The organism is Streptomyces sp. NPDC038200 (assembly GCF_055600785.1).
Map to the genome: position 1 here is coordinate 71,436 of NZ_JBVJYH010000026.1, position 24,235 is coordinate 95,670.

The following is a 24,235-nucleotide window of genomic DNA, read 5'->3' on the forward strand; positions in this document are numbered from 1 at the left end:
CGGCCCGCCCTAGGCTCCCTCCATGGAGCTGGAGGTGAGGCACCTGCGCGTTCTCTGCGCCATCGCCGACACCGGCAGTCTGCACAAAGCGGCCCGGGAACTCGGTATGGCGCAGCCCTCGTTGAGCACCCAGCTGCGGCGCATCGAGAACACGCTGGGCGCCCAGCTCTTCGTGCGCGCCCGGACCGGCTGCCGGCCCACCCCGCTGGGACTGGCGGTGCTGAGCAGGGCCAGGCCGCTGGTGGCGGAGTTCGCCGCGATCGTGACGGAGACCAGGGCGGCCGCCGCCCGTGCCGCGGGCGGGTTCCAGCTGCGCATCGGTGCCACGGCGAGTCGCGCGATCCCGGGCTGGCTGCGTCTGCTGCGGGCCCGGGTGCCGCGGATCGAACCGACGTTGCAGATGAACGTGTCGGCCAACATCCTGCTGGGCATGGTCGCCGCGGGCCGGCTCGACATGGCCTTCGTGCACGAGGTCGAGGGCAGTCCCCTGCGCATTCCGGCCGGACTCCGGCTGCGTGTGCTCGTCGAGCGCGAACCGCAGTTCGTCACGCTCGCCGCGGACCATCCGGCGGCGTCACGGCGGCAGGTGAGCCTTGCCGACCTGGCGGGGGACCGGTGGATGGTCGACTCCACGGTGGACGGTGAATGGGACGCCCTGTGCCGGGTGCTGCGTGCGGCGCGCTTGGATGCCGAGATCCTGCACGGCGACTACCTCACCGCGTACTCGCTGGCCGCCATCGGCGAGGTGGTCACGGTCAGCCAGCCGACCGCCCATCCCCGTCCCGACTGCGCGATCCGTCCCCTGGAGGGCGACCCGATCGGCGTGCGCCTGCTGCTGGCGGCCCGTACGGAGGCCGATCTGGACGACGCCTACCCGGAGTTGGAGGAGGCCTACTGGGCGGTGGCCCGTGACGCGCCGGCCTACCGGGAGTGGCTGGACCGCGCGCGACTGCCCGCGGGACCACGCGAGCACACCGCGCCGGACGGTCACCGCGAGGCCCGGGCGCTGTGCGACAGCGAGCTGGAGCGGCTCCGGAACGCCCTGGCCCCCGGACCGGGGCCGAAAACAGAGGACGGAGCGGGCGTCGAGGCGGACGCGCGGGACGCGCCGAGGCCGGCGCGCGTGCCGTGGGCCGCGAGCGGCGGTCGGCCCCACTGGGCCGGCACGGCTGCCGTGGAGTCGTAGCCGCAGCGGTCCCCGGTGTCCCGCGGGACTCCCGAGCCGCAGACAGCGCCCGCGCGCCGCGCATGCCTGCACCTGATGCGCCCGGATCGCGCCCTCCCCCCCCACCGGGCAGGGGCCCGCACGCTCGACAGCATGGGGGACACCGACCACGACGACAGCATCGTTCCGTTACCCGCCGCCGGCCCGGACGCCTCCTGGCAGCCGCCCGCCGGCGCACCCGCGCCGTGGGAGAACGCCGACCGGGCCCAAGCCGCCATCGACGGTGCCACCGGGCCCGAGCCGCCCCACCCGCCCGTCTGTCCCCACTGCGGGCTCACCGGTGAGCGCCGGCTCACCTACACCGGGCAGCACGTGCTCCTCGAACCCCGCCTCGTCGTGCCCGCCCACCTGGTCCCCGGCGGCCACCGCTGGCATCTCGACGGCAACGGCACTGCCTGGAACGGTGGTTTGGACGAGCCCCGGCCCGGCTCCACATGCCGGATCCCGCACCGGCTGGCATGTCCGGGCCTCGGTCTGGACGAGATCCAGCCGTGGCGGTGGCTGACAGCGGTGCGCGAGTACAACGCCCTCGAAGCGCGGCACCAGGCTGCCGAGGCCGACAGGGCAGGGTGTCCGGGCGGGCTGCCGGACGCGAGTTGAAGGAGCGAGGGGGCCCGCCCACGGAGGACGGCACGGTGCGGATCCGGCTCTGTCCGCGACGCCCCGGAACGCGCGCCGGTGGTTGCGTTTGCCAGTCACCACGGACGGCGGGAGACTGGTGATACCAGCGTGTCAGCACCGCTGGACATCGGGGGACGGTCCATGCCGAACGCCTCTCCCGTCGCTGCCGCACCAGCGGGCATCCGCGGCATGTCCGCGGCCCCGCCCTGTTGAACGTCGAAAACTGTCCTCGCGTCAATGGTTGAACGCGATGAGCGGTGATCTGAGAACAGCCGGGCACGCCGTCGACACGACGCATGCCCAGCCGTCGTCCTCTCGCTCAGGAGGTGTCCCATGAGCAGGACGCGCCCCATCAACTGCATCATCCCCCCGTACATTCTCGACAAGCTCCTCGACAGCGCAGACAGTGAGGAACGCCGGGCCGCACTGGACACCCTGCTGGTCACTGCCCGCCTGCGGGGCGAGCGAGCGATCCGGGCGTCCTTCGCCGGCGCGGCCGCGCCCGGCGACGGCCGGCGCACCGTCTTCGACTGCGAACAGGAGGAATTCCTCGCCCACGCCGTCCTGGTCAGGACGGAGGACGGCCCGGAGTCGGCGGACCCGTCCGTCAACCAGGCGTTCGACGCACTGGGCCTCACACGCGATTTCTACAAGGAGGTGTTCCAGCGTAATTCGATCGACGACGGGGGGATGCGCCTGGACGGGTACGTCCACTTCGGGTTCCAGGTCAACAACGCGTTCTGGGACGGACGGCAGATGCTCTTCGGTGACGGCGACGGCAAGGAGTTCGGCGACCTCACCGGATCCCTCGAAGTCAACGCCCACGAGATGGCGCACGGAGTCACGGACCACACTTCGGAATTCGTGTACCACAATCAGTCCGGGGCCCTGAACGAGTCGGTTTCCGACGTCTTCGGGACGCTGGTCAAGCAGTGGTCGCTGAAGCAGACGGCCGACGAGGCGGACTGGCTGATCGGGGCCGACGTGTGGACCCCGGGAATCGGCGGCGATGCCCTGCGGTCGATGAAGGACCCGGGGCACGCGTTCAACAATCCGAAGTTCGGAAAGGATCCCCAGCCCGACCGGATGAGCAAATTCATCCACCTGCCCGACACCAAGCGGGGAGATTTCGGCGGAGTGCACTTCAACTCCGGCATTCCGAACAAGGCGTTCTTCCTGACGGCCGTGCGCATCGGCGGTTTCGCATGGGAGGCGGCCGGCAGCATCTGGTACGCATCCCTCAAAGCATCCAGCGCCGAGGACCAGTTCCAGGACTTCGCGGGTACCACCTTCCAGAAGGCCGGGGAATTGTTCGGCGCCGGGAGCCTTGAGCAGTCGGCCGTGCTGTCGGCGTGGCAGGAGGTCGAAGTTCCGGTCAAGGGTGTCCCGACCGGAGTCGCCCGGGTGCGGAGCTTCGCGGTCAACGGGAACGGCGGCGCGGGGCGGATGGACGGCTCGGCGGCCCTCGCCAAGCAGGTCGGAGCGCTGAACGACAAGGTCGCGGCGCTGGCCAAGGAAGTGGCCGCGCTGAAGGCCGCCAGGTGAAGGTGACGCTGGAGACCTGTGGCGGGCTGGCGGCGGCCGTCAACCTCCGCCGCCCGCCCCAGGTGCTGGACACGGATGCCCTGCCCGAGACCGCCGCGGCCGACCTGACCGGGCTGCTGGCGGCCGCCGGCTCGACGCCCGAGGAGGACCGGGACGGCCGCGCCAGGGATGCGATGAGCTACACGATCACGGTGGAGGACGGCAACCGCGTGAGGGTCCTGGAGCAGTCGGACGCCGCGATGACCCCGGCGTTCGCGGCCCTGCTCACGTGGCTCAGGAAACACTTCGCGCGGCAGTGACGCGCGACCGGCGGGGCCATGGGGTCGGAGGTCGTCACGTGCGACGCGGCCTCGCGGCAGCCCCGTGCGCGGCGGGGCCGGATGGCGGAATCGGCGCGGGGTGAGGGCCCTGGGGAAGGGAACCTGCTTCTGGAACATTCCCGGCGCACCCAGGGTGCAGGAGCGGAGACAAGCGATGGACACCGCGGCGGCCGAGGCCCGGGCCGGAATCCCACACCCGGCGAGTCTCCGGTTGCCGGGCATCGTGCTCGGCGTGGGGATGGGCGGATTCGTCGACGGCATCCTGCTGCACCAGCTGCTGCAATGGCATCACATGCTCAGCAGCACCAATCAGGACCACATCGGCGTGCAGTACTACAACCCCCACACCGTCTCCGGCCTGGAGATGAACACCCTGTGGGACGGCGTCTTCCACACCGTGTGCTGGATCGCGGTACTGCTCGGCCTCGCCGTCCTGTATTCCCGGGTCACCCACAGCCGGCTGCGCGTGTGGACCTCCCGGGTCCTGTGGGGCTGGATGCTCGTGGGCTGGGGGCTGTTCAACCTCGTGGAAGGGGTGCTGGACCACCACATCCTCGGCATCCACCACGTGCACGCGGGCGACGGCCAGGTCTGGTGGGACCTGGGCTTCCTCGTCCTGGGCGCCCTGCTGGTCGCCGGCGGTCACCTGCTCCGGCGCACCGGCCGGCCCTTCGACCCCGACGCCACCGCCGGGCCGCGTGACGGACGGCGCACCTGATGGGGCACCACATGCCCGCACCCGGGCACCCGGCGGGCGGCACTCTCCCGGAGACGCTGCTGCCCGCGCTCACCCTGACCGCCGCTGCCTGTGCCTATCTGCTGCTGGCCCACCGGGCCCGCCGCGCCCGTCCCGCCCTGGGCTGGAGCCGCGGGCGGACGGCGTGGTTCCTGACCGGTGTCCTGCTGCTCGGCCTGGCGCTGCTGCCGCCCGTGGCCTCCTTCGCCCATGAGGACTTCCGCGGCCACATGGTTCAGCACATGCTCGTCGGCATGTACGCGCCGCTCGCGTTCGTCCTGTCCGCCCCGGTCACCCTGCTCCTGCGCGCGCTGCCCGCCGCCCGGGGCCGGCGGCTGACCGCTGTCCTGCACAGTCCGCCCGCCCGCGTGATCGCCCGGCCCGTGGTCGCGCTGACGCTGTCCACGGGCAGCCTGGCCCTGCTCTACTTCACCCCCCTCTACAACGCGACCACGAGCAACCCGGCGGCACACTGGCTGCTGCACGCGCACTTCCTGCTGTCCGGCTCGCTGTTCGCCTACGTCATCGCCGGGCCCGACCCCGCCCCCTTCCGTCCGGGCGTCCGCGCACGGCTGGTGTACCTCGGTGTCGCGGTCGCGGCGCACGCCGTGATCTCACAGCTGATCTACGGCGGTTTCTGGGCCGACATCCACGCGCCCATCAGCCAGGTCCAGGGAGGCGCGGAGATCATGTACTACGGCGGTGACATCGCCGAGCTGCTGCTGGCCGCGGCTCTGGTCGCCACCTGGCGCCCCGTTCGGACCGCCCGCGACGCGCGCCCGCCACGAGACGGCCGTGCCGGGCGGCGCGGGCCCCGGGCCGCTCAATCCGTGACTTCCGCGGGAAGCACCACGCGCACTTCGTAACCGCCGTCGCCCGTCGGGCCCGCGGACATGGAGCCGCCGAGCAGCTCGGCGCGCTGGCGGAGACCGATCAGGCCGTGGTGCGCGCTGGGCAGGGGGAGGGCCGGCTGGGTCGGCGCGGTGTTGGTCACCCGGACCTGGACGGCACCGCTGATGTGCGACAGCTCGACGCACGCGGTGGCGCCCGGGGCGTGTTTGCGGGTGTTGGTCAGCGCCTCCTGGACCGTGCGGTAGATCGCGCGCTGCACGGTGGCCGGAAGGCCTTCGGGCAGGTCGGTCTTCAGCTCGGCCTCGATGCCGCAGCTGTCGGCCAGCCGCTGGATGTCGGTGAGCGCCGGCTGCGGGGTCAGTTCCGTGGGGCGGCCGACGGAGGCACGCAGGACGCCGACCATGTGGCGCAGTTCGTCGAGCGTCTGCACGCTCAGCCGCCGGATCGTCGCGGCGGCCTCTTTGACGTCCGGGTCGTTCGTGCCGACCTGCAGTGCGCCCGCGTGGACGGCGATCAGGCTGACCTGGTGGGAGACGACATCGTGCATCTCGCGCGCGAGCTGCGCGCGTTCCTTGGCGAGGGCGGCCTGCGCGGTCAGCAGCTGCTGGTGGTCCCGGGCCTCCGAGATCTCGGTCAGTCGCAGCGACAGGTCACGGCGGGTCTGCACGAGCTGTCCGAGGAAGACGGCGGCGGCAGCCGTGGCGGCGCTGTAGCCCAGCGCGATCACCGTCGAGGCCTTGGTCAGATCGATGGTCGTCGACGGCAGGGACGTGATGTCGCTGAACGCGAAGGCCAGGGCGCCCAGGACCAGCAGCGTCCGGGGGCGGCCGAGGGACGCGAGCGTGTACAGCGCGGCCAGGCAGGCGAAGACGGCGTCGGACAGCAGGACGGCCGGCAGGGTGAGGAGGAAGGTGAGCAGCGGTCGCCGCCGGCGCAGCAGCAGGGCCATGGCAGCACCCAGTCCGCAGGCCATCCGCATCGGTTCGTCGATGTCCCAGTGGGCCCAGACGTCCAGCAGGGCCAGGGCCACCGCCACGCCGTCGAGGAGCAGTGGGGACGGCCGGCGGGTCATCCTGTGCCCTCGGCGAGGAGCCCGGCGCGCTGGGCGAAGAGGGCGGCCTGGACCCGGCCGCTGACCTCCAGCTTGGTGAGGATCGCGCTGACGTGATCCTTGACCGTACCGGTGCTCAGGTGCATACGGGCCGCGATGTCGGCGTTCGACAGGCCCTCGGCGATGAGGACGAGCACCTCCCGTTCGCGGTCGGTGAGCCGTCCGATGGCCCTCGGCAGGTGTTCGGGCGCCCCGGCGCTCAGATAGCCGTCGACCACCGTCCGCGTGACCTTGGGCGACAGCACCGTGCCGCCGAGGGCCAGGCTCTGCACGGCCAGCGGCAGCGCCTCGGGATCGGTGTCCTTGAGCAGGAATCCGGCAGCGCCCGAGCGCAGTGCCGTCTCCACGTACTCGTCCATGTCGAACGTGGTCAGCATGGCCACCACCGGAGGCTCCGGCAGGGCGCGGATCTCGCGCAGGACGGTGAGCCCGTCCACGTCCGGCATGCGGATGTCCAGCAGGACGACGTCGGGACGCGTCTCGCGGACCGTCCGGAGTGCCTGACCGCCGGACACCGCCCCGACGACCTCGATACCGTCGGCGGCGTCGAGGATGCGCTCGAAGCCCAGGCGGATCAGGGCTTCGTCGTCGACCACCAGTACCCGGATCACGTGTGCTCCAGCCTCTATCCGGCCCTGTTCGATTCCTACCACGTCAGGGGCGACTCTGCCGCCGGGCGCGTCCGGTGCGGGCGCCGTGGCCTGCATGGCGGTCGGTTCGGGGGCGGACGGCGGGGCGTCCTTCGGGTGCCGGTGTGCCGTGTCTCCTGGGATGTCGGCGGGTCGCCTCGTCCCGGCCGTGATCACCTGGCCGCGGCGACCACCGGGACGCGAGCGTCGGGTCAGGGCTGCCCGGTGAGGCACATGTGCTGTCGCGTGACAGGCCGGGTCAGCACCGCGACCGGCACGGAGTCGTCGGCCGGCTGCCCTTGCGGCGGGACCGCCAGGTGGCCGAGCCGGACGTTCCAGCGGCCGTCGTGCCGGGTGAGCGTGACCGTGGCCAGCGGCGGCACGTCCAGGTGCCAGAACGCGCGGTCGGGCGCCGACAGGGCGTGGACCAGCGCGGCCCGGATGACGGAGGCTTCGGTGATCGCGAGGACGGGCCGTGTGCCGGCGGGCAGGGCGTGCAGCCAGTCCGCCGTCCGAAGGCAGAGCCGGCCGACGGACTCGCCGCCGTGCGGAGCGGCAGCGGGATCCGTCAGCCAGGCGGAGAAGTCGTAGGGATCCTCGGCCGCGATGTCCGTGAGCGGCCGGCCGTCCCAGAGGCCGTAGTCCAGGTCGCGCAAGGCGTTCTCGGGTGTGGCTTCGACCGCGAGGGCGTCAGCGGTCTGCGCGCAGAGGATGGAGGGCGCCCGCAGGACCGGCGCGTACGACGAGAGGGCCGCTTTCGCGGCGGTCAGCTCACGCCGGCCGCGCTCGCTCAAGGCGTCGTCCCCGAAGACCCGGTCACGGCTGTCTCGCGCGGTGGACGCGCACAGCATCGTCAGTCGCACAGTCACCATCCGACCTCCTTCTGCGATCGGGACGGCGCACCGCCGGCCCGGTTGTCTGATCGAGCGGGCGGGCTCGGCCGGGACGGCGGACCCGAGTGCCGCCGGAGCGGCCGGGTCCTCCCTACCGGTGGTACCCCCTGGAGAGCCGGCGTCCCACCGCCGGACCCGAGCCGCCACGTTCGGCGTTCGAGCCCACGAGCGGGAGGCCGCGCGCGGGACCGAGCCCGGACGTCCGGACCGTCGGCGGCGCGCGGCACACTGTCGCCCACTGCTGTAGTGGACGGCCTGGCCGGCGCAGAGAGGTGTTCCATCAGTCACCAGAGTTCAGGAACGGTGCTGATTCAACCATCCGGCATGTGGCCGGATCACCCCCGCCGCCCGGCGGGGTCCGCACCCGCGGATGGACGGGTGTCCGTCCGGACCGTCCGCCGTCCTCGAACCCCGGGGTGATCTTCGAGCGGGTGCGGGAGGTCAGCCGGTGCCCAGCGCGGTGAGCAGGCGGGCGCAGCGATCCGTCATCTCGGCCGCACTCTGGTCGGGGTGGTCCGACCACCAGCGCATCACGGCGGTCACGGCGTACTGCCAGACCTCGTTGAGGAGTTCGTGGTCGAGCCGGTCGTCGTGTCCGGCGCGGCTGAGGAGCTGGGCGGCACCCGCGGCGCCCATGGCGGCCAGGCGTCCCCGGTACAGACGTACGGCGTCGCGCAGCTCGCCCAGCGGCGGCAGGGCCGGGTCGTACAGGACGGACCAGGCGTGCCGGCGCCGCTCGACCGCGGTGAAGAGTGCGCCCAGGGTGTCCAGCGCGTGGCCGGTGGACCCGCTGCGGGACCGGGCCGCGGCCACGGCGTCCACCAGCAGGCCGCCCATCTCGTGGACGCAGGCGAGATAGAGCCCGTCCTTGGAGTCGAAGTAGCTGTAGACCAGCGGTTTGGAGATGCCGGCGCGCTGCGCGACGGCGGTGACGGAGACGCCCGCGTAGCCGTGCCTGCCGAACTCCTCCACGGCCACGTCGACGATCTGCCGCTCCCGCTCCGCGCGGGAGACGCCCTTGGTGCCGGCCTTGCCCATGCGGACCACTGTAGCCCACGATATGACCCATCAGTAATTTACCCATCGGTCAATTCAGGGGAGTGCGGCTTCATGACACGGTCGTGGTGGGGATGGGGAAACGTGGAGGACGCGCTGCACGGGGCCGAACTCCAGGCGCTGCTGGCCCGCGTGCGGGCGCTGATGCCGGGAGACCTGACCGATCACGAACCGCCCGCCGTCGCCTCGCTCGGCCTGCCCGCGCCCCGGGTGAGCGCGCCGGCCTCGCTCGCCGGGCTGTGCTCGGCCGAACCGGCCGACCGCGCCGCCCACGCGCACGGCAAGGCGTTCCGGGACGTGGTACGCAACCTGCAGGGGGAGCTGCGCCATGTCCCGGACCTCGTCGCCCGGCCCCGCGACGAGCGCGACGTGACCGACCTCCTCGACTGGTGCACCCGTGCAGGCATCGCCGTGGTGCCCTTCGGCGGCGGCACCTCGGTGGTCGGCGGCGTGGAGCCGCGGTGCGAGGGCCACCCGGCGGTGGTCACCGTGGACCTGGAGCGCATGGACCGGGTACGGGAGATCGACCGGACGAGCCGGGCCGCGCGAATCGAGGCCGGCGTGTTCGGCCCCCACCTGGAGGACCAGCTCCGGTCGCACGGGCTGACCCTGCGTCATTTCCCGCAGTCGTTCGAGTTCTCCACGCTCGGCGGTTGGCTCGCCACGCGCGCCGGCGGCCACTACGCGACACTGCACACGCACATCGACGACCTGGTCGAGTCGATGCGGGTGGTCACCCCGAGCGGGGTCAGCGCGTCCCGGCGGCTGCCGGGCTCCGGCGCGGGACCGTCCCCGGACCGCCTCTTCCTGGGCAGCGAGGGAACGCTGGGCGTCATCACCGAGGCATGGATGCGGGTGCAGGAACGCCCTCGCTGGCGCGCCGGGGCGGCGGTGCGGTTCGGCGACCACGCGGCGGCGGTGGCCGCCACCCGGGCGATCGCGCAGAGCGGGCTGCACCCGGCGAACTGCCGTCTCCTGGACCCCGCCGAGTCGTTGATCAACGCGGGCGTGGGCGTGGACGGCGGCCTCCTCGTCCTCGGCTTCGAGTCCGCCGACCATCCGGTGCACCACAGCCTGGAGCGGGCCGTGGAACTCTGCCGCGACCACGGCGGAGAACCTTCCGCCGGCACCCGCGGGGAGCCGGGCGGGGACTCCGGCCGAGGGCCGGGCGCCGGCTCCGCCGCGGACACCTGGCGCTCGTCGTTCCTGCGGATGCCCTACCAGCGGGACGCGCTGGCCCGGCACTCGGTGATCGCCGAGACGTTCGAGACGGCGTGCACCTGGGACACCTTCCCCGCGCTGCACCGGGCGGTCACGGAGGCGGCCGGGCAGGCCGTCCGCGAGGCCACCGGCACCGACGGGGTGGTCACCTGCCGCTTCACCCACGTGTACCCGGACGGCCCCGCGCCGTACTTCGGCGTGTACGCACCCGGCCGCTGGGGCGACATGGTGGCCCAGTGGGACCACATCAAGGCCGCGGTGTCCGAGGCGATCGAGACCTCCGGCGGCACGATCACCCACCACCACGCGGTCGGACGCGACCACCGGCCCTGGTACGACCGCCAGCGCCCCGAACCCTTCGCCGCCGCGCTGTCCGCGGCCAAGACCGCTCTGGACCCGGCAGGCGTCCTCAACCCCGGGGTGCTCCTCCCGGCGCGGTAGCCGACCGATGGCGCGGCCTGCGCGCCGGGATCGCCGCCTCGGCCGCCGCCTCGGCCGTGCCGGGCGCGCGGACCGGGCGCGCGGACCGGGCCCGGGTTTCCCGGTGCCTCCTTGGTGTCATGGCTGTCGGCGGCGGCAACTAAGCTCCCGCGCATGAGTGAAGCGGGCAGCGACAACAGCGGCAGACGCGTTGTCGACGGGCGGTTCGAGCTGGAGAAACGGCTCGGCGGTGGCGGTATGGGCATGGTCTGGTCGGCGCGGGACCTGGTGCTGCACCGGAACGTGGCCGTCAAGGAGGTCCGGCCGCCCGATCCGGACCTCGCCGAATACGACCCGGAAGCCGCGCGGATGCTGCGGGAACGGGTCCTGCGCGAGGCCCGCGCCCTGGCCCGGGTCGACCATCCCAACGTGGTGACGATCCACCACATCGTGGACGGCGGCCCGGGAAGCTACCCCTGGATCGTGATGGAACTCGTCACCGGCGGTTCCCTGGCCGATCGGCTCGCCCGCGGGCCGATGGATCCGGGCGAGGCGGCGCTGATCGGACGGGAGGTGCTGGCCGCGCTGCGCGCCGCGCACGAGGCCGGCATCCAGCACCGCGACGTGAAACCGGCCAACGTGCTGCTGCGTCCCGACGGACGGCCGGTGCTCACCGACTTCGGCATCGCGGCGATCCGCGAGTCGACGGCCCTCACCGCCACCGGCTCGGTGATCGGCACGCCCGACTACATGGCTCCGGAACGAGTCTCGGGCCAGGACGGCGGACCCGCCTCGGACCTGTGGTCGCTGGGCATGATGCTGTACACGGCGGTGGAGGGCCACCATCCGCTGCGCCGCGGCACGACGCTGGCGACGCTCGCCGCCGTCCTGAGCGAGGACATCCCGCCACCCGTCCGGGCCGGCGCGCTGCGGGACGTCCTGGTCCGGCTCCTGGTCCGGGACCCCGCGGCGCGGCCCGGCACGCCGGAGCTGGAGCGGATGCTGGACGCCGCGGCCCGTGCGGCCGAACCGCCCACCTCCTATCCTCTGCCGCCCCCGCCCGCCGCCCCGGCTGCCGGCCCCGCGACGACGACACCCGGCTTCGGCCCCGCGCCCTCGATGCACTCCGGGCCGCACGACGCCCGCCCCGCGCACACGGTGTCACCGCCGCCCGAGGACGCGCGTCCCCCGTCCCCGGCCGTGCCCGTGCGGCCGGGCCGCCGACGGCACTGGGCGACGGTGGGGCTCCCGGTCGCGGGAGTGGCGCTCGCCGGTGCCCTCGTGTGGACGCTGTTGCCGGACGGGGGAACCCAGGCGTCCGGTGCGTCCGGGTCCACCGGCTCCGCGGATCCGGCCACCGGGGCACCGGCGAGGAGCGGGTCGGCCCACTCCGCCTCGCCCGCGGAGCAGGACGGAACCGGTGGGACGGACCTGCTGACCCCGGCCGGGATCCGCACCGCCGTCGCCGCCATCGAGAAGCAGACCGGCCGGGACCGCTTCGGCGGCCTCACGGTGTATCCCGGGTACGTCACCGCCGAGGTGATGGTCCAGGGCAGCGACAGCAAGTACGACACGTACACCTATCGCGCCGGGCAGGGCGTGGAGAAGGGCATCATCAGCGCGGCGCTGCCGAGCAACAAGACCCCCGTCACCCTGGACGGCTTCGACTGGGGCGCGGTGCCGGCGCTGCTCCGCGAAGGCGTGAAGAAACTGAACGTCGACCACGTGACCTCCCGCTACCTGGTGATGAACCCGCCGGACAAGGTCTTCGGCACCCCCGCCGGGATGTCCGTGTACCTCGGCAACGACTACCAGCAGTCCGGCTACCTCCAGGCGGATCGCGAGGGGAAGGTGCTGAAGGTGATGCCCAGCGACGGCTGAGGGACGGCTCCGGAGCCGGTCAGTCGAGCAGCAGGGGATCCGGCAGCGAAGCCGAGCGGTGCATGCGCAGGAGGGTGTGCACCACCCCGGAGAGCCCCGACATCAGGCTGGGGGAGAACGCCTCGCGGGCCAGGCCGCCGACCGGACCGCGCTGTTCCAGCCCGGTGAGGATCTCGCCGTCGAGAGCGTCGGGATCGCCGTGGCCCAGGCTCGTGAGGAACTGCCAGAGGCCGAGGTCGCCGTGGCACAGCGTGTGGCTCCAGCCGAACCCCTCGGCGGCGCAGGCGCGCGCCGCCCGCCGAGCCGTGTCGAGGCGGGCGGGGTCGCCCGTGCGTCGATGGAGGTCGAGCATGCCGATGCCGATCCCGGCGCTGCCGTGGCACCAGCTGGTGAAGAAGTCCTCCTCGGCGCCGACGCGGACGTCCAGCCAGTTGCCCTGGCCGGGCTGCCACAGCGACTCCTGGAAGGAGAACGCCAGCTCGGCGAGGCCACGCCAGGCGTGCCGCTCCGCCACGGAACCCGCCTCGCTCAGCGCCAGCCGGGCCAGCGCCCAGCCGATACCGGTGGCGCCGTGCGCGAAGCCGCCGATGCCCTCCGGGTTGAGCCGGGTCGTCCAGCGGGCCCCACCGGAGTCGACGGTGGCCAGCCCGGCCAGCCGGCGGCCGATGTGCGCGGCGGCGGCCAGCCAGCGGTCCTGCCCGGTGGCCGCGGCCAGCCCGAGCAACGGGACGATGCCGCCCGCCGCGCCGTTGAGGAGGTCCACCTCGATGTCGTCGTCGACCAAAGGGCCTTCGAGCAGCGCGGCCCGCCCGGCGGCCCGCGCCAGCGGCCACTCCTCCCCGAGCACCCGGTGCAGCGCCAGCCACGTCCACACCTGCGACGCGGCCCCGCTGAACGCCCCGGCCGACGGTGTGGCGGTCCGCTCCTCGGTGTCGATCAGCACGCGCAGCGCGCCGTCGAAGCTCTCCGCGACACCCGGCACCTCGTCCGCCCGGCCGGCCCGGACCTCGCCGAGGTACTCCGCCAGCACCAGCGCGACTCCGCCCTGGCCCGTGTAGAGGTCGGCGGGCAGCACCCTGATGGACCAGCCCGCCGGTGTGAAGACGGGGCTGATCCAGGTGACCGTGCCGTCGCCGCCGCGTACCGCGCCGTCACACAGCCGCCCCACCATCCGTGCCGCCAGCCGCCGTCGGCGCCGCTCACGGTCACGGGCGTGCGGCTCCTCGGCGGCGGTCCGCACCCGGGCGGGCAGCGAACGCTCGTTCAGGTACGCGCCGACCAGGGCGTCCTGGATCACCGACTCCTCCAGCGCGAAGTCGGCGGTGCGCCAGTCCTCGGCCGTCCTGCGCACGGCAGTCGCGTCCACGGTGAAGCCGAACATCGGCACGTCCCCGGCCAGCAGGTCGGCGATCTCACCGTCGATGGTCTCCCGGTCCGTCGGCGCCCCCGGCAGCACCTCGGCATTGCGCCGCAGGATGTCCCGGGCCCGCTCGACGGCCGCGGCCTCGTCGTGCAGCGACGCCGGGTGCCAGAGCATCCGGCCGATGTCGACGTACGCCTGGGTCGGCCGCAGGATCCGCCGCGCCCACGCCCCTTCGAAGCGGCGGAGCAGCCGGGCGGGGTCGACGCCGGGCCGGCGCAGGTGCGCGGTCATCTCCCGGAATCCCGTCAGGATCCGGTCCCAGTAGGCGCTCAGCACGGGGGAGGGGCTGGGGTGGTTGCCCGCGGTCGGCATCGCCACCATGTCCACCTCGAAGCGGGCCGCCGCGGTGCCGCCGCCCGTGATCACCGGGTTCGGGATCAACGGCTGCTGGCCGGGAAGCGCCCCCACACCGGAGATGTCCACCCCGCCGAGTGCGAACCCGGTGCCCCGCACGGGCAGCAGACCGGTGCGCAGCACGGTGCGGCGGATGGCCGCCGCGGCCACGTCCACCGCGTCGCCCCGGCCGCCGGCCGGGAAGGGAGCGGGGGCGTCGAAGAGCGTCTCGGCGTCCACGATCACCGGCACCGGGCCGGAGGCGATCATGTTCTCGGCGTGCATGTCGGTGCCGCCGGTGAAGCGGAGGACGGCCAGCCAGTGCCCCATGCCACGGTAGAAGGCGGCGAGTTCCGTGTCGTCCGCGCAGTAGCGGTGACGGACGAACTCGGCCCAGCCGTAGCCTTCGCGCGGGAGGGTGCGCGGCACCCGGATACGTTCGTCCGGTGCCGGGGCGTCGGGGAAGTCCGCGAACAGCTCGTCGAGCAGCGCGCCGAGAGCGACGTCCGCCTCGGACGAACGTGGCTTGTACATGACTGTACCGCCGGCCAGCTCGACCCGGCTGACCGTCAGACCGCCCCGATGGCTGTCGCCCGCCCCGAACGTCACGTCATGGATCCGGCCCGCGGCTGCGCCGAGCAGTGGCTCCAGCAGCGCGCGGTCGGCGGCGAACCGCTGCGCGAACCCGGCCGTGGCCGCCACGGACAGGTCCGCCACCGCGGCCGTCCGCGAGCCGATGCCGGGGTAGCGCCCGGTCAGCTTGGCCAGGTATCCCTCCGCGGCGGCCTGCTCGACGAACGCGGCCCAGATGCCCGGGTCCGCTTCCGCCGTGCCCGGCCCGGCCGCGGGGTCGACGCCCTGGGCCATGCGCAGCGCGTGCAGCTCCACCAGGAACAGGCGGGCCAGCTTGGCGTGCAGCGACCTGAGCAGCGCGGTGTGGCCCGCCTCCAGCAGTACGTCCCGTTCCCCCCGGTCCAGACCGTCCACGTCCGTGAGCCGCCGGGCCAGGTCCTCCCGCCAGGGCCGCGCGAGGCCGCGTACGGGCCCGTCGAACCACTCCTCCTGCTCCGCCCTGCCCGGTGCCGATCCGCTCACCCTCCACCCTCCCTGCTCCCAGCCACGGCACGCGCCCGCCCGGGTGCGCGCGGAGAAAACGCGGGGAACGGCGCGGGCAGCCCTGGCCCGGCCGCCCCTGGTGTGCGGGGCGGACGGCTCATGGCATGGCGCGCGGTTCCCCGCGGGCCGGCCTGGCGCTGTCACGCACGTTCACTGGCGCAGGCCGGAGAGCGAGGGGTCAGCAGCACCAGCTGCCGTGCGACCCGCTCGGGCTGGAACAGAAGCCGTACAGGGAGTCGCTCGGGTCGGTCAGCGCGGCCTCGGCGGCGGCCCCGCCGACGTACAGCGGACCGGCGGGGTTGAGCTGGCCGTACGCGCTCTCCGCGCCCGACAGCCAGGCTTCGAGTACTGCGGCGCTGTGCACACTGGTCTGAGACATCGATGGCCTCCGAGGTCGTGAGACGGGGCGGACTGCCCAGCCCGAGTATCACGGCGTTCGACGACCCGTCAGACGACGGATCCGGCCACAGTTCTGCGGCGATCCGGCCGTCCGCCGAGCGGCGGCGCGGTCACCACGCGGCCCCCGGCGGGCACCGCCCGAGGGTGCCCCGGTCCCCCGGCTGCGGCCGTCGCGTGGGCGGCCGCCACGGCGACGGCCGCCCACGGCTCAGCCGAGCGCCTTGACCGCCTGGTAATAGGTCCACGCCGTGCCGTCGCAGGTGGTCTTCGTGGCGCCGCTGTAGGTGGCGCAGACGCGCTCGAGGTCTGCGTAGAGGGCGCTGTCCAGGCGCGCCTTGTTGGCGCTGAACGTGCCGGCGGCCTTGTAGTTGCGGTAGCCGAAGTCGTGGCGGGCGCAGGAGACGGCGAAGGGGAAGCCGAACGGATTGTCCGGTGAGGAGGAGCAGTAGTCGGTGGACCAGTCGAAGGCGTACGCGGACCAGGCGGCCTGGTTGCTCCGGGCGGCGGCCCAGAGGTTGTAGCTCGACGCGCTGGTCTGGGTCCAGCTCGACAGGACCTGGGGCTTGTCGGCGGGCGCGGCGTCGGCGGCGGTGGCGGCGGCGATGGTGGTGACCACGGCGAGCGCCGAGGCGGACAGGCCGACGGAGACTCTTCGGAGCATTCCACACCTCCATGGGACTGCGACCCGCCGGTCGGGGTCGCAGGTACATGACAAATGATTGATGCCTGGACAACTCCTGTACAGCTCCCGTCACCTAACGGCCCGTTAACTCTCGGCTGCGCCGACGGCCCGGCGGACGCGGGCGGGCGATCCTTCGGACCGTGCGCCCGGCGGGACGCTCCCGAACGGATGAATAGCCCGGTGGCGCGGCGTGTCGTGAGCGCCGGACCAGCACTCTGCAACAGGACCTGGGGCGGATGTCAGGGAGCTGATGTGGTGGGCCGGCAGCAGTCGTCGTTACGGGACCGGGCGCGTTATCTGTTCGACAGACGGCTGGCGCGCAGTACGGGGACGCTGCTGGGCTGGCTGGCCCTCGGCTGTCTCGTGGTCGTCGTGCCCGTCAGCACGCTGCTGGTGTGGATGGACCCCGACGCGCCGCGCTCGCTGTCCGGCCGGCTCACGGCCGTATGGCGGACCAGCGCGGAGACCTTGCGCCTGGGCGTCGCGACCGGCGCCCCGCTGCGGATGCTGCTCTCGGTGCTGCTCGGCCTGATCGCCCTGCTGTGCGTGTCGACCCTGGTGGGCGTGGTCACCACGGGGCTCGGAGACCGTCTGGCGGAGCTGCGGCGGGGCCGCTCGACCGTGCTGGAACGCGGGCACGCGGTCGTGCTGGGCTGGTCGGAGCAGGTCTTCACGGTCGTCGCGGAAGCGGCCGCGGCACAGGACAGCCGGGGGCGGGGAGTCGTGGCCGTGCTCGCCGACCGGGACCCGGCCGAGATGGACGAGGCGCTCGCCGCCACGCTGGGGCCGCGCCGGACCCGTCTGGTCTGCCGTACCGGATCGCTGACGGACCCCGCGGCCCTCGCCCTGGTCGCCCCGGGCGCGGCCGGTTCGGTGCTCGTGCTGCCGGCCGAGGGCGTCGACGCCGATCCGGAGGTGGTACGGATCCTGCTGGCGCTGAGGCCGCTGCTCGGCGCGGAAGCGGGGCCGCCGGTGGTGGCCGCCGTGCGGGACCGCCGTTATCTGCCGGCGGCACGGCTGGCGGCCGGACCGCGGAGCGTGGTGCTGGACACGGACACGACGACGGCCCGGCTGCTGGTGCAGTCCGCTCGCCGACCGGGGCTGCCGGCCGTGCTGCGGGACCTCCTCGACGTGGCCGGGGCCGAGTTCCATGTGATCGAGGCCCGGACACCGGCCGGGCTCACCTTCGGGGAGACCGCCCTGCACTTCGAGTCCGCGTGCGTGGTCGGAGTGGTGCGCGCCGACGGACGCCCCCTTCTCACCCCCGGACCGGAAAGCGTCCTCGGGGCCGGCGACCGGCTGGTCGTCGTCGCCCACGACGACACGCCCCTGCCCCCCGCGGACTGCCGGGGACTCGTCGACCCGACCGCCATGGCCGCACGGGAGCCGAGCGCCCCGGGACCCGTGCGGGTACTGCTGCTGGGCTGGAACCGCCGGGCACCGCTGATCGTGGACCTCCTGCGCCGCACGGCCCGGCCGGGTTCCGTCCTCGACGTGGTCACCGGTCCTGACGACGTCGCGCCGCCACCGCCCGAGGGCGGCGCGGACGCCGGACCGCTCCGCATCGCCCACCACGTCGGCGACCTGGCCCGCCCCGAGACCGTGCGCACCTTCGACGCCCTCGGCTACGACAGTGTCATCGTGCTGGGACCGGACGCCGGCCCCGGCTCCGAACGGCCCGACGACCGGACCCTGGTCACCCTGCTGATGCTGCGGGCACGGGAAGAGGAATCGGGGCGCGCGCTGCCGGTGGTGGCCGAGCTGTGCGAGCACCGCAGCCGGGTCCTGGCCCCGCTGGGCAGGGCCTCGGACGCGGTGGTACGAGGCGAACTGACCGCTCTGCTGATGGCCCAGATCTCCCAGGACCCCACCCTCGCGCCGGTGTTCGAGGAGGTGTTCGCCACCCGGGGCGGCGCCCTCGGCCTGCGCCCGGCCGGGCAGTACGTGCTGCCCGGCCGCGAGGCGTCCTTCGCCACGGTGGTGGCCGCCGCGCTACGACAAGGCGACTGCGCGATCGGCTACCGCGCGCCCACCCCGCACCCCGCGCGCGGCGACGACGGCATCCGGCTGTGCCCCGGCAAGTCCGAACGACGCGTATGGGCGGCCGAGGACGAGGTCGTGGTGCTGTCGGCGCCCCCGCCGGCCTCCGACGGGGGCGCCGACGCGCCCGACCGACTGCCCCGGATGAGACGGCGGAAGGCGGCGGACGATGCCCCGGCGGCGCGTCCCCCGGAACACCAGTGACCCGCGGGCGAGCCGCTGCGGTGGCCGCCGGCGCCCGGTGGTACGGCCGTCTCAGCGTCCCAGGAGGAGACCGGTCCCGCTGACGTCGGCGTGGATGCCGTCCCTGCCCACCGTCACCCGGCGCAGCCGGAGATCTCCCGAGGGCGGCTTCGGGAGCTGGAAGGAGAAGGCGAAACGGTCGGCGATCCGGGGACGGGTGAGCTTGGTCAGGGCGGTGAGGAGGGACAGGTCGAGGCCCAGCCGCTGCATGAGCCTCGGATGGGCGAGCGCCGCGTCCGCGAGGTTCACACGGGTCAGATCCCGCAGGAAGCGCGGCGCACCGGTGAGCCGGTGCAGCCTGTCCTCGTCGCGCAGCGCGGCACGTACCGCGCCACCGGGCACGCCCAGGCGGTGCGCGATCTCCGGAACGCCCAGCAGGGCCTTGATCTTCCCCGCCTCCCGGGTGAGCCGGCGTGCCGATGCCGGGGTCAGGTGCAGACCTTCGGTGGGCCCGGTGCCGGGCCGGTACGTCGCGAGATCGCCGATGTCCAGTCGCATCCCCTCCACGGAGGCGGCGATGCCCCGCTGCCCGGCGCGCCGGACACGCGCGTCGGCGCGCACCCGCACGTCGTGCCCCGCGACGCGCAACGCGCCCCGCGCCTGGACCCGGCCCGGCCCTCGGGCGGTGAAGTTCACCTCCGACGCGCCCAGTTCGCGGTTCATGTCGGCGAAGGACAGCAGGACCTGCCCGTGCACCCGCTGCACGAGCGCGCCGCGCACAGCGGTGGGCGCGTCGCCGTGGATGCTGATTCCGTGTGCGGCGGCGCTCACCTTGGTGAGGGTGACCCTGCTGGCCGGCACGTCCGGAACGGTCACCTGGACCGAGTCCAGGCGCCGCGCGGCCAGTTGTGTGAGAAAGGGGAAGCCGCCGATCCGTACTTCGGGGGCGGCGGTGAGCCGCAGCTGGTCCTGGAGCCGCTCGGAGGCCTGGCGTTCGGCGTAGAGCAACGCCCACCGGTCGGCGAGGGTGAGGAGGCAGGCGACGGTGAGCACCCAGACCAGCAGCTTGACCAGAGTGGGCAGTCCGGTGGCGCGGTTGCGTCGGCGACCGCGCCGCCGGTGGCCGGGAGACCTCTCCGGCGCGGCGGGGGGAACCCGCTCGGGGGAAGACACGTCGGACTGGGAGGGTTGATGCGTCTGTATGTGGGGGGTACGCATCGGTAGATTTGATCACATAATCCTGCCAGGTGCGCAAGCCCCGCCTCCGATCTGCGGGTTGTGCCGGGTTGAGACCGCCTGACCTGCTTGCGGTTGGGCCGATCGGGTACCAGCGGGAGGTGAGAGGGGCGTCTTCATGGCCCGGGCATTACGGAAAGCGATGTTCTCGTGACCCGTCACGGCGGTCCCGGTGGGGACCGGGCGAGTGTGGGTGAAGGTACGGAGGTCGCCGCGCGGGATCTGGTCGATGCCGTGGAGAGTCTGACGGCCCTGTGGTCGTTGGCGGCGCAGGGCGCGGAGTTGCGGCTGTCGCTGCATCAACTGCGGGCGCTGCGGGCGCTGGAGTCGGCGCCCGGCCTGAATCTCACGGCCCTCGCGGAGCGACTGGATATCGGGCTGCCCACGGCCAGCCGGTTGTGCGACCGGCTGGAGGCGGCCGGCCTGCTGGAGCGTGTACTGCATCCGCACAAGCGTCGTGAGGTGCAGCTGAACCTCACGACGCAAGCGCGGCGTGTCCTCGGCGACGTGGCCCGGCGCAGGGCGCGGGCCCTCGCCGCGGTACTGGAGGGAATGGAGCCGGAGGACCGGGCGGCGTTGCGTCAGGGCCTGCGGGCGATGCTGGCCTCCCTGGGCGAGACCGCTCCGGAGCCGGGCCCGCACCCGGAGTGACGGATCCGGGTCGCGCGCCGCCCGTCAGCGTCCGCGCCAGTCCATGCACACCACGAGTGCGTCGTCGTCCGGGACGGGCCGGCCGCGGTGGCCGGTCAGTTCCCGCAGGATGGCGCGCGGAACCTCGGCGGCGGGCAGCAGCCGGGTGGACTGGATCGCCCGCGCGAGAGCGACGTCCCCGTACGCCTCGCCCTGGGAGTCGGCGACCGCGTACACACCGTCGCTGACGAAGACCAGCCGGTCGCCGGGCTCGACCCGGAACTCCTGGGCCACGTAGTCGGTCTCCTCGAACATGCCGAGCGGCAGCTGGGCGTCGAACGGGACCCGTTCCACGGCGCCGCCGCGCAGCCGCAGCATCTGCGGAGACCCGGCGTCCACGACCGTCACCCGCCCGGTGGCGAGTTCGAAATCAAACATCAGTACCGAGAGATAGGACCGGCCCCGGTAGTGCGCATAGACCGCCTGGTCGGCCAGGGCCGCCTGGTCCGCGAGGGACAGGCCCGCCCGGCGGGCGTTGCGCAGGGCGTTGATCGCCAGATTGGTCAGCAGAGAGGCCTCTATCCCCTCGCCCATCCCGTTGGTGACGTACAGCATGAGGTGGTCCGCGGTCGCGGACCAGTCGAAGTTGTCACCGAAGATCGCGTAGGCGGGTTCGAGCTGTGCGCCCAGCTCGTACTCCGGGCCGGTGCGCGAGCAGCCGGGCAGCAGCTGCCACTGCATCTCGGCGGCCAGGGTGAGCCGGTCCTTGCGCCGCGCCCGCAGGTACAGATCGGTGTCCCGATCGGCGACGACCACCTCGTGGCCGAGTACTTCGGCGATCTCGGACAGCTCCGTCAGCCCGTCCCCGGCGAGCTCGTCGCCCGGCAGGGTCACCGTCAGCACGCCGAGCCGGTCGCCCCGTACGGTCACGGGGAGATGGACGCGGACCAGGCCGTCCCGCTCGGGCTCGGCGAACGGCTCCTGCGAGCCGAAGGCACGGCCGGCCGTGCTGCCGTGGACGGGCAGCGGCTCGGGGGAGTCCGGCGGCGCGGAAACCGGCTGGAGCACCGCCAGGCCGTAGTCGACCATGAACAGCTCGACGGTCGTGGCCGCGTAGTGCTCGGTGAGCACGCGGCGCACGGCGTCGGGCAACTGGTGCGGTGCCGCCGTACGCAGGGCGCGTTCGGCGGTCACGAATCTGTTCACGATGAAGGAAACACCCATCCTTAGTCGGATCCCGGCCGCATGGCGACGCTTGGTTCGTCCGCGTCTGTCGTGCAGGACATCTCTCGTCGGCTCGCACCCCTAGTAGGCTGGCAACCGTCCCAGAGCCTGCGAGAGTGTGACTGTGACTGCCTTCCGAAACGTGCCCCGGCCCGACGAGGTCGCCCGTGTGACCTCGACGGCCGGTGAGCTGCTGGAAGTGCTCTGGGGCCGCGCCTCCACCGCGCCTGCCTCCGCGTCCCAGTTGCGCGTGCTGCTGATCCTGGAGCACCACGAGGGCATCAACCTGCGGACCCTCGCCGACTCCCTCGCCTCCACCCCGCCGTCCACCAGCAGGCTGTGCGACCGGTTGCAGGCCGCCGGCTTCGTGGACCGGGTGGTCAGTCCCGCCGACCGGCGCGAGGTGCGGCTGTACCTGAGCAGCCGAGGGCGCGCCTTCCTCGACGACCTGCGTGCCCGCAGGGAGAGGGAGCTGCAGGAAGTCCTGACGCTGATGCCGGCCGCCAAGCGGGCCGCGCTGCTGGAGGGGCTGGAGGCGTTCTGCGCCGCGGCGTCCACACAGATACACGAGGACGACGCCGACAGCCGGACAGCCTGAGGCGCAGAGCGCGGCGCCCGGGCCGTCGGCACTCTCGGGTGCGAGCGGCCGGGACACGCAGCGGCCTGCGTCCACCGGAACATCACAGATCCTTCCCCACGTCCGACCGACACGGTTACTTTGTTGTCTCGTGGCTATAGTTGTCAAACGGCAACTGCCTGCGGATTTGCGCATACATGGCGTTCTGGCGCCACGTAAGTCCTGATACCCCGAGACCGCCTGCACCCCGACACCGCGAGCGCCGTTTTGTGGAGGCGCCGTGTGGACGGTGTCAGGAGGGCTTCACACGCCGCGCGTGATCCGGCGGAACACGGACGCGGTCGTCACCGTGCGCTGACGCGAGGACGTGGCACCGAGAGGGCGCCGCAATCGCCTCAACGGCCCCGGCATGTCCTGCCTGTCGGCGGGTATGCGTGGCACATGAACGGGGGCACGCGAATGGAGCCGGTGACGTCAGGGCCTGGCGGTGAGGGTGTGACCGGCTCGGAGCCGATCCAGGAGATCGTTCCACTCGACGGACAGGGCCCGTGCATCGCCGAGGCCCGGCAGCACGCGGCGGTCTTCCTCGCCCGGGTACAGAGCGAGTACGGGCTGCCGGTGTCGGAGCGGGCGATGGAGCTGACCCGCCTGGTCGTCAGCGAACTGGTCACCAACGCCCGCAAGTACGCGCCGGGTCCGGTGCTGATGGAACTGCGGGTCGTCGGCGGACTGGTCGAGGTGGCCGTGTGGGACAGCGATCCGGCGCTACCGGTGGCGCGGGCCGCCGACCCGGGCCGGGTCGGACAGCACGGGCTGGAGATCGTGATGGCGATCGTCCAGGGTTTCGAGGTGCGGCGGGAACCGGTGGGCAAGCGCATCATCGCCCGTATCGCCCTGGCCGACGACCCGGACGGGACCGTCACCGGCCGTCTTCGCCGGCTGTGACGAGCGGCTAGCGGCCATTCCTCCGGTGGGGGAGAAAAGCGATATCCCTGTGGCGGGTTCCCCGGAGCGTCCGCCGTGCACGGCTCCGGCCCCGTCGGCCGAGGCCGACGGGGCCGGACGCACGGGGATCAGGCATGCCGTCGGGCCCACAGCGGGCTGACGAAGGCGATCAGGACCGCCGCCACACCGATCTGGAGGACGTGCCGGATCCAGTCGATGCCTCCCGTGTCCCGCACACCGAAGGCGGAGGCGAGCGCGTTGCCCGCGATACCGCCGACGATTCCGAGAAGGACCGTCAGCCACAGCGGGATGGGCTGACGTCCGGGGATGACGAGCTTGGCCAACAGGCCGATGACAAGTCCCGCGATGATGGCCCAGAGGAACGACACGGCCTCTCCTTCCTTTCACCGAACGTGCGTGCATCTCGCGGATGCCCGCGCTCGCCCGTCGTACGCCTCAGGTCTCGCCCGCGCGCATGGCCCGGGCACGGGAATCGGTGACGGTGAAGTGCTCCAAGGTGCCCGTGAGCGTGAAGAGCCGCTCGACCGTCGGGTGCAAGGGGCCGAGCAGGATCAGCTCGCGGTCGGCCGCCCGGTGGCGGCGCCGGGAGTCGAGAAGGGCGTTGAGCAGCCCGCTGTCGGCGAACGTCACCTGGGAGAGGTCCACCACGGTCACGGGGAGCGCCGCTTCCTCCATCTCGGCCCAGGCGGCCTGCAGCAGGTCGTTCTCCTCGTAGTCGACCTCGCCGCGCACGGTGATCTCGAAGACTCGGTCATGGCAGGTCACCTTCACGGTAGCCCTGCTTTCCCACTGCATTCCTTCGTCCTCGTGCCCTCGGTCCATGGCCACGCGGCGCCGTGCCGCCTCGCCTCGCGCGGTTCTCCTACCCCGTCCGGGCCATAAGTTGCCTCTGGACAAGTATTCCTGACGCGGGGCC

At 73.0% G+C, this 24,235-nt stretch carries 22 protein-coding genes and 1 pseudogene; 12 read left to right on the forward strand and 11 right to left on the reverse strand.

Features of this window, described 5'->3' with window-relative positions:
* Nucleotides 1-22: 22 nt before the first annotated feature.
* From ACZ7KF_RS36725 to ACZ7KF_RS36750, 6 genes and pseudogenes are all read left to right on the forward strand, one after another.
* Nucleotides 23-943: pseudogene (locus ACZ7KF_RS36725) on the forward strand (LysR family transcriptional regulator); the annotation flags it as partial.
* Nucleotides 944-1,318: 375 nt separating this feature from the next.
* On the forward strand, nucleotides 1,319-1,825 hold the full coding sequence (locus tag ACZ7KF_RS36730; RefSeq protein ID WP_471085310.1) for a DUF6083 domain-containing protein: 507 nt from the start codon (nucleotides 1,319-1,321) through the stop codon (nucleotides 1,823-1,825).
* A gap of 354 nt (nucleotides 1,826-2,179) precedes the next feature.
* On the forward strand, nucleotides 2,180-3,391 hold the full coding sequence (locus ACZ7KF_RS36735) for a M4 family metallopeptidase (RefSeq protein WP_471085313.1): 1,212 nt from the start codon (nucleotides 2,180-2,182) through the stop codon (nucleotides 3,389-3,391).
* Nucleotides 3,388-3,690 (forward strand): protealysin inhibitor emfourin, encoded by a 303-nt coding sequence (locus ACZ7KF_RS36740; protein WP_471085316.1) that lies wholly within the window; start codon nucleotides 3,388-3,390, stop codon nucleotides 3,688-3,690. Before ACZ7KF_RS36735 ends, ACZ7KF_RS36740 begins: the two co-directional genes overlap by 4 nt.
* Nucleotides 3,691-3,865: 175 nt before the next feature.
* Nucleotides 3,866-4,429: a DUF2243 domain-containing protein gene (locus tag ACZ7KF_RS36745; protein ID WP_471085319.1), complete on the forward strand. Its 564-nt coding sequence runs from the start codon at nucleotides 3,866-3,868 to the stop codon at nucleotides 4,427-4,429.
* 11 nt (nucleotides 4,430-4,440) lie between these two features.
* Entirely contained in the window at nucleotides 4,441-5,313 is an 873-nt protein-coding gene (locus ACZ7KF_RS36750) for a cytochrome c oxidase assembly protein (RefSeq protein WP_471085321.1), read from the forward strand.
* Here ACZ7KF_RS36750 and ACZ7KF_RS36755 read toward each other — a convergent pair.
* From ACZ7KF_RS36755 to ACZ7KF_RS36770, 4 genes are all read right to left on the reverse strand, one after another.
* The gene (locus ACZ7KF_RS36755) at nucleotides 5,271-6,371 is read right to left on the reverse strand and encodes a sensor histidine kinase (protein ID WP_471085324.1); all 1,101 of its coding nucleotides are present in this window, start codon (nucleotides 6,369-6,371) and stop codon (nucleotides 5,271-5,273) included. The two genes, ACZ7KF_RS36750 and ACZ7KF_RS36755, sit on opposite strands and share 43 nt — an antisense overlap.
* The gene (locus ACZ7KF_RS36760) at nucleotides 6,368-7,021 is read right to left on the reverse strand and encodes a response regulator (RefSeq protein ID WP_471085327.1); all 654 of its coding nucleotides are present in this window, start codon (nucleotides 7,019-7,021) and stop codon (nucleotides 6,368-6,370) included. Before ACZ7KF_RS36760 ends, ACZ7KF_RS36755 begins: the two co-directional genes overlap by 4 nt.
* Nucleotides 7,022-7,251: 230 nt before the next feature.
* Nucleotides 7,252-7,911, reverse strand: a complete 660-nt coding sequence (locus ACZ7KF_RS36765) for a histidine phosphatase family protein (protein ID WP_471085330.1) — start codon at nucleotides 7,909-7,911, stop codon at nucleotides 7,252-7,254.
* 462 nt (nucleotides 7,912-8,373) lie between these two features.
* Nucleotides 8,374-8,970, reverse strand: coding sequence for a TetR/AcrR family transcriptional regulator (locus ACZ7KF_RS36770; RefSeq protein ID WP_471085333.1), 597 nt, complete (start codon nucleotides 8,968-8,970; stop codon nucleotides 8,374-8,376).
* A 72-nt stretch (nucleotides 8,971-9,042) separates the two neighbouring features.
* Between ACZ7KF_RS36770 and ACZ7KF_RS36775 the strand changes: the two genes are divergently transcribed.
* The gene (locus ACZ7KF_RS36775; RefSeq protein ID WP_471085336.1) at nucleotides 9,043-10,650 is read left to right on the forward strand and encodes an FAD-binding oxidoreductase; all 1,608 of its coding nucleotides are present in this window, start codon (nucleotides 9,043-9,045) and stop codon (nucleotides 10,648-10,650) included.
* A gap of 153 nt (nucleotides 10,651-10,803) precedes the next feature.
* Complete coding sequence (locus tag ACZ7KF_RS36780; protein ID WP_471085339.1) at nucleotides 10,804-12,510, forward strand: serine/threonine-protein kinase; 1,707 nt, start codon at nucleotides 10,804-10,806, stop codon at nucleotides 12,508-12,510.
* Between the two features lie 19 nt (nucleotides 12,511-12,529).
* On the opposite strand, the gene ACZ7KF_RS36785 is transcribed toward ACZ7KF_RS36780, so the two are convergent.
* The 3 genes from ACZ7KF_RS36785 to ACZ7KF_RS36795 form a co-directional block, all read right to left on the reverse strand.
* Nucleotides 12,530-15,361 carry a type 2 lanthipeptide synthetase LanM family protein gene (locus ACZ7KF_RS36785; RefSeq protein ID WP_471085342.1) on the reverse strand — a complete coding sequence of 944 codons (2,832 nt, stop codon included), beginning with the start codon at nucleotides 15,359-15,361 and terminating at the stop codon, nucleotides 12,530-12,532.
* A 199-nt stretch (nucleotides 15,362-15,560) separates the two neighbouring features.
* Nucleotides 15,561-15,761, reverse strand: coding sequence for a DUF6229 family protein (locus tag ACZ7KF_RS36790; protein ID WP_471085345.1), 201 nt, complete (start codon nucleotides 15,759-15,761; stop codon nucleotides 15,561-15,563).
* A 228-nt stretch (nucleotides 15,762-15,989) separates the two neighbouring features.
* Nucleotides 15,990-16,442: a phospholipase gene (locus ACZ7KF_RS36795; RefSeq protein WP_471085348.1), complete on the reverse strand. Its 453-nt coding sequence runs from the start codon at nucleotides 16,440-16,442 to the stop codon at nucleotides 15,990-15,992.
* Between the two features lie 276 nt (nucleotides 16,443-16,718).
* Between ACZ7KF_RS36795 and ACZ7KF_RS36800 the strand changes: the two genes are divergently transcribed.
* The gene (locus tag ACZ7KF_RS36800) at nucleotides 16,719-18,707 is read left to right on the forward strand and encodes a CASTOR/POLLUX-related putative ion channel (RefSeq protein WP_471085351.1); all 1,989 of its coding nucleotides are present in this window, start codon (nucleotides 16,719-16,721) and stop codon (nucleotides 18,705-18,707) included.
* Between the two features lie 51 nt (nucleotides 18,708-18,758).
* On the opposite strand, the gene ACZ7KF_RS36805 is transcribed toward ACZ7KF_RS36800, so the two are convergent.
* The gene (locus tag ACZ7KF_RS36805) at nucleotides 18,759-19,859 is read right to left on the reverse strand and encodes an LmeA family phospholipid-binding protein (protein WP_471085354.1); all 1,101 of its coding nucleotides are present in this window, start codon (nucleotides 19,857-19,859) and stop codon (nucleotides 18,759-18,761) included.
* 213 nt (nucleotides 19,860-20,072) lie between these two features.
* Between ACZ7KF_RS36805 and ACZ7KF_RS36810 the strand changes: the two genes are divergently transcribed.
* Nucleotides 20,073-20,573 carry a MarR family winged helix-turn-helix transcriptional regulator gene (locus ACZ7KF_RS36810; protein ID WP_471085357.1) on the forward strand — a complete coding sequence of 167 codons (501 nt, stop codon included), beginning with the start codon at nucleotides 20,073-20,075 and terminating at the stop codon, nucleotides 20,571-20,573.
* 24 nt (nucleotides 20,574-20,597) lie between these two features.
* Here ACZ7KF_RS36810 and ACZ7KF_RS36815 read toward each other — a convergent pair whose 3' ends face one another.
* Nucleotides 20,598-21,758, reverse strand: coding sequence for a PP2C family protein-serine/threonine phosphatase (locus tag ACZ7KF_RS36815; protein WP_471085359.1), 1,161 nt, complete (start codon nucleotides 21,756-21,758; stop codon nucleotides 20,598-20,600).
* A 136-nt stretch (nucleotides 21,759-21,894) separates the two neighbouring features.
* Between ACZ7KF_RS36815 and ACZ7KF_RS36820 the strand changes: the two genes are divergently transcribed.
* Both ACZ7KF_RS36820 and ACZ7KF_RS36825 read left to right on the forward strand, forming a co-directional pair.
* Nucleotides 21,895-22,374, forward strand: a complete 480-nt coding sequence (locus ACZ7KF_RS36820) for a MarR family transcriptional regulator (protein WP_471085362.1) — start codon at nucleotides 21,895-21,897, stop codon at nucleotides 22,372-22,374.
* 438 nt (nucleotides 22,375-22,812) lie between these two features.
* Nucleotides 22,813-23,298, forward strand: a complete 486-nt coding sequence (locus ACZ7KF_RS36825) for an ATP-binding protein (RefSeq protein WP_471085435.1) — start codon at nucleotides 22,813-22,815, stop codon at nucleotides 23,296-23,298.
* Nucleotides 23,299-23,426: 128 nt separating this feature from the next.
* Here the strand turns inward: ACZ7KF_RS36825 and ACZ7KF_RS36830 are convergent, their stop codons facing one another.
* On the reverse strand, nucleotides 23,427-23,687 hold the full coding sequence (locus ACZ7KF_RS36830; protein WP_471085365.1) for a GlsB/YeaQ/YmgE family stress response membrane protein: 261 nt from the start codon (nucleotides 23,685-23,687) through the stop codon (nucleotides 23,427-23,429).
* A 67-nt stretch (nucleotides 23,688-23,754) separates the two neighbouring features.
* On the reverse strand, nucleotides 23,755-24,114 hold the full coding sequence (locus ACZ7KF_RS36835; protein WP_471085368.1) for an STAS domain-containing protein: 360 nt from the start codon (nucleotides 24,112-24,114) through the stop codon (nucleotides 23,755-23,757).
* Nucleotides 24,115-24,235: the final 121 nt, after the last annotated feature.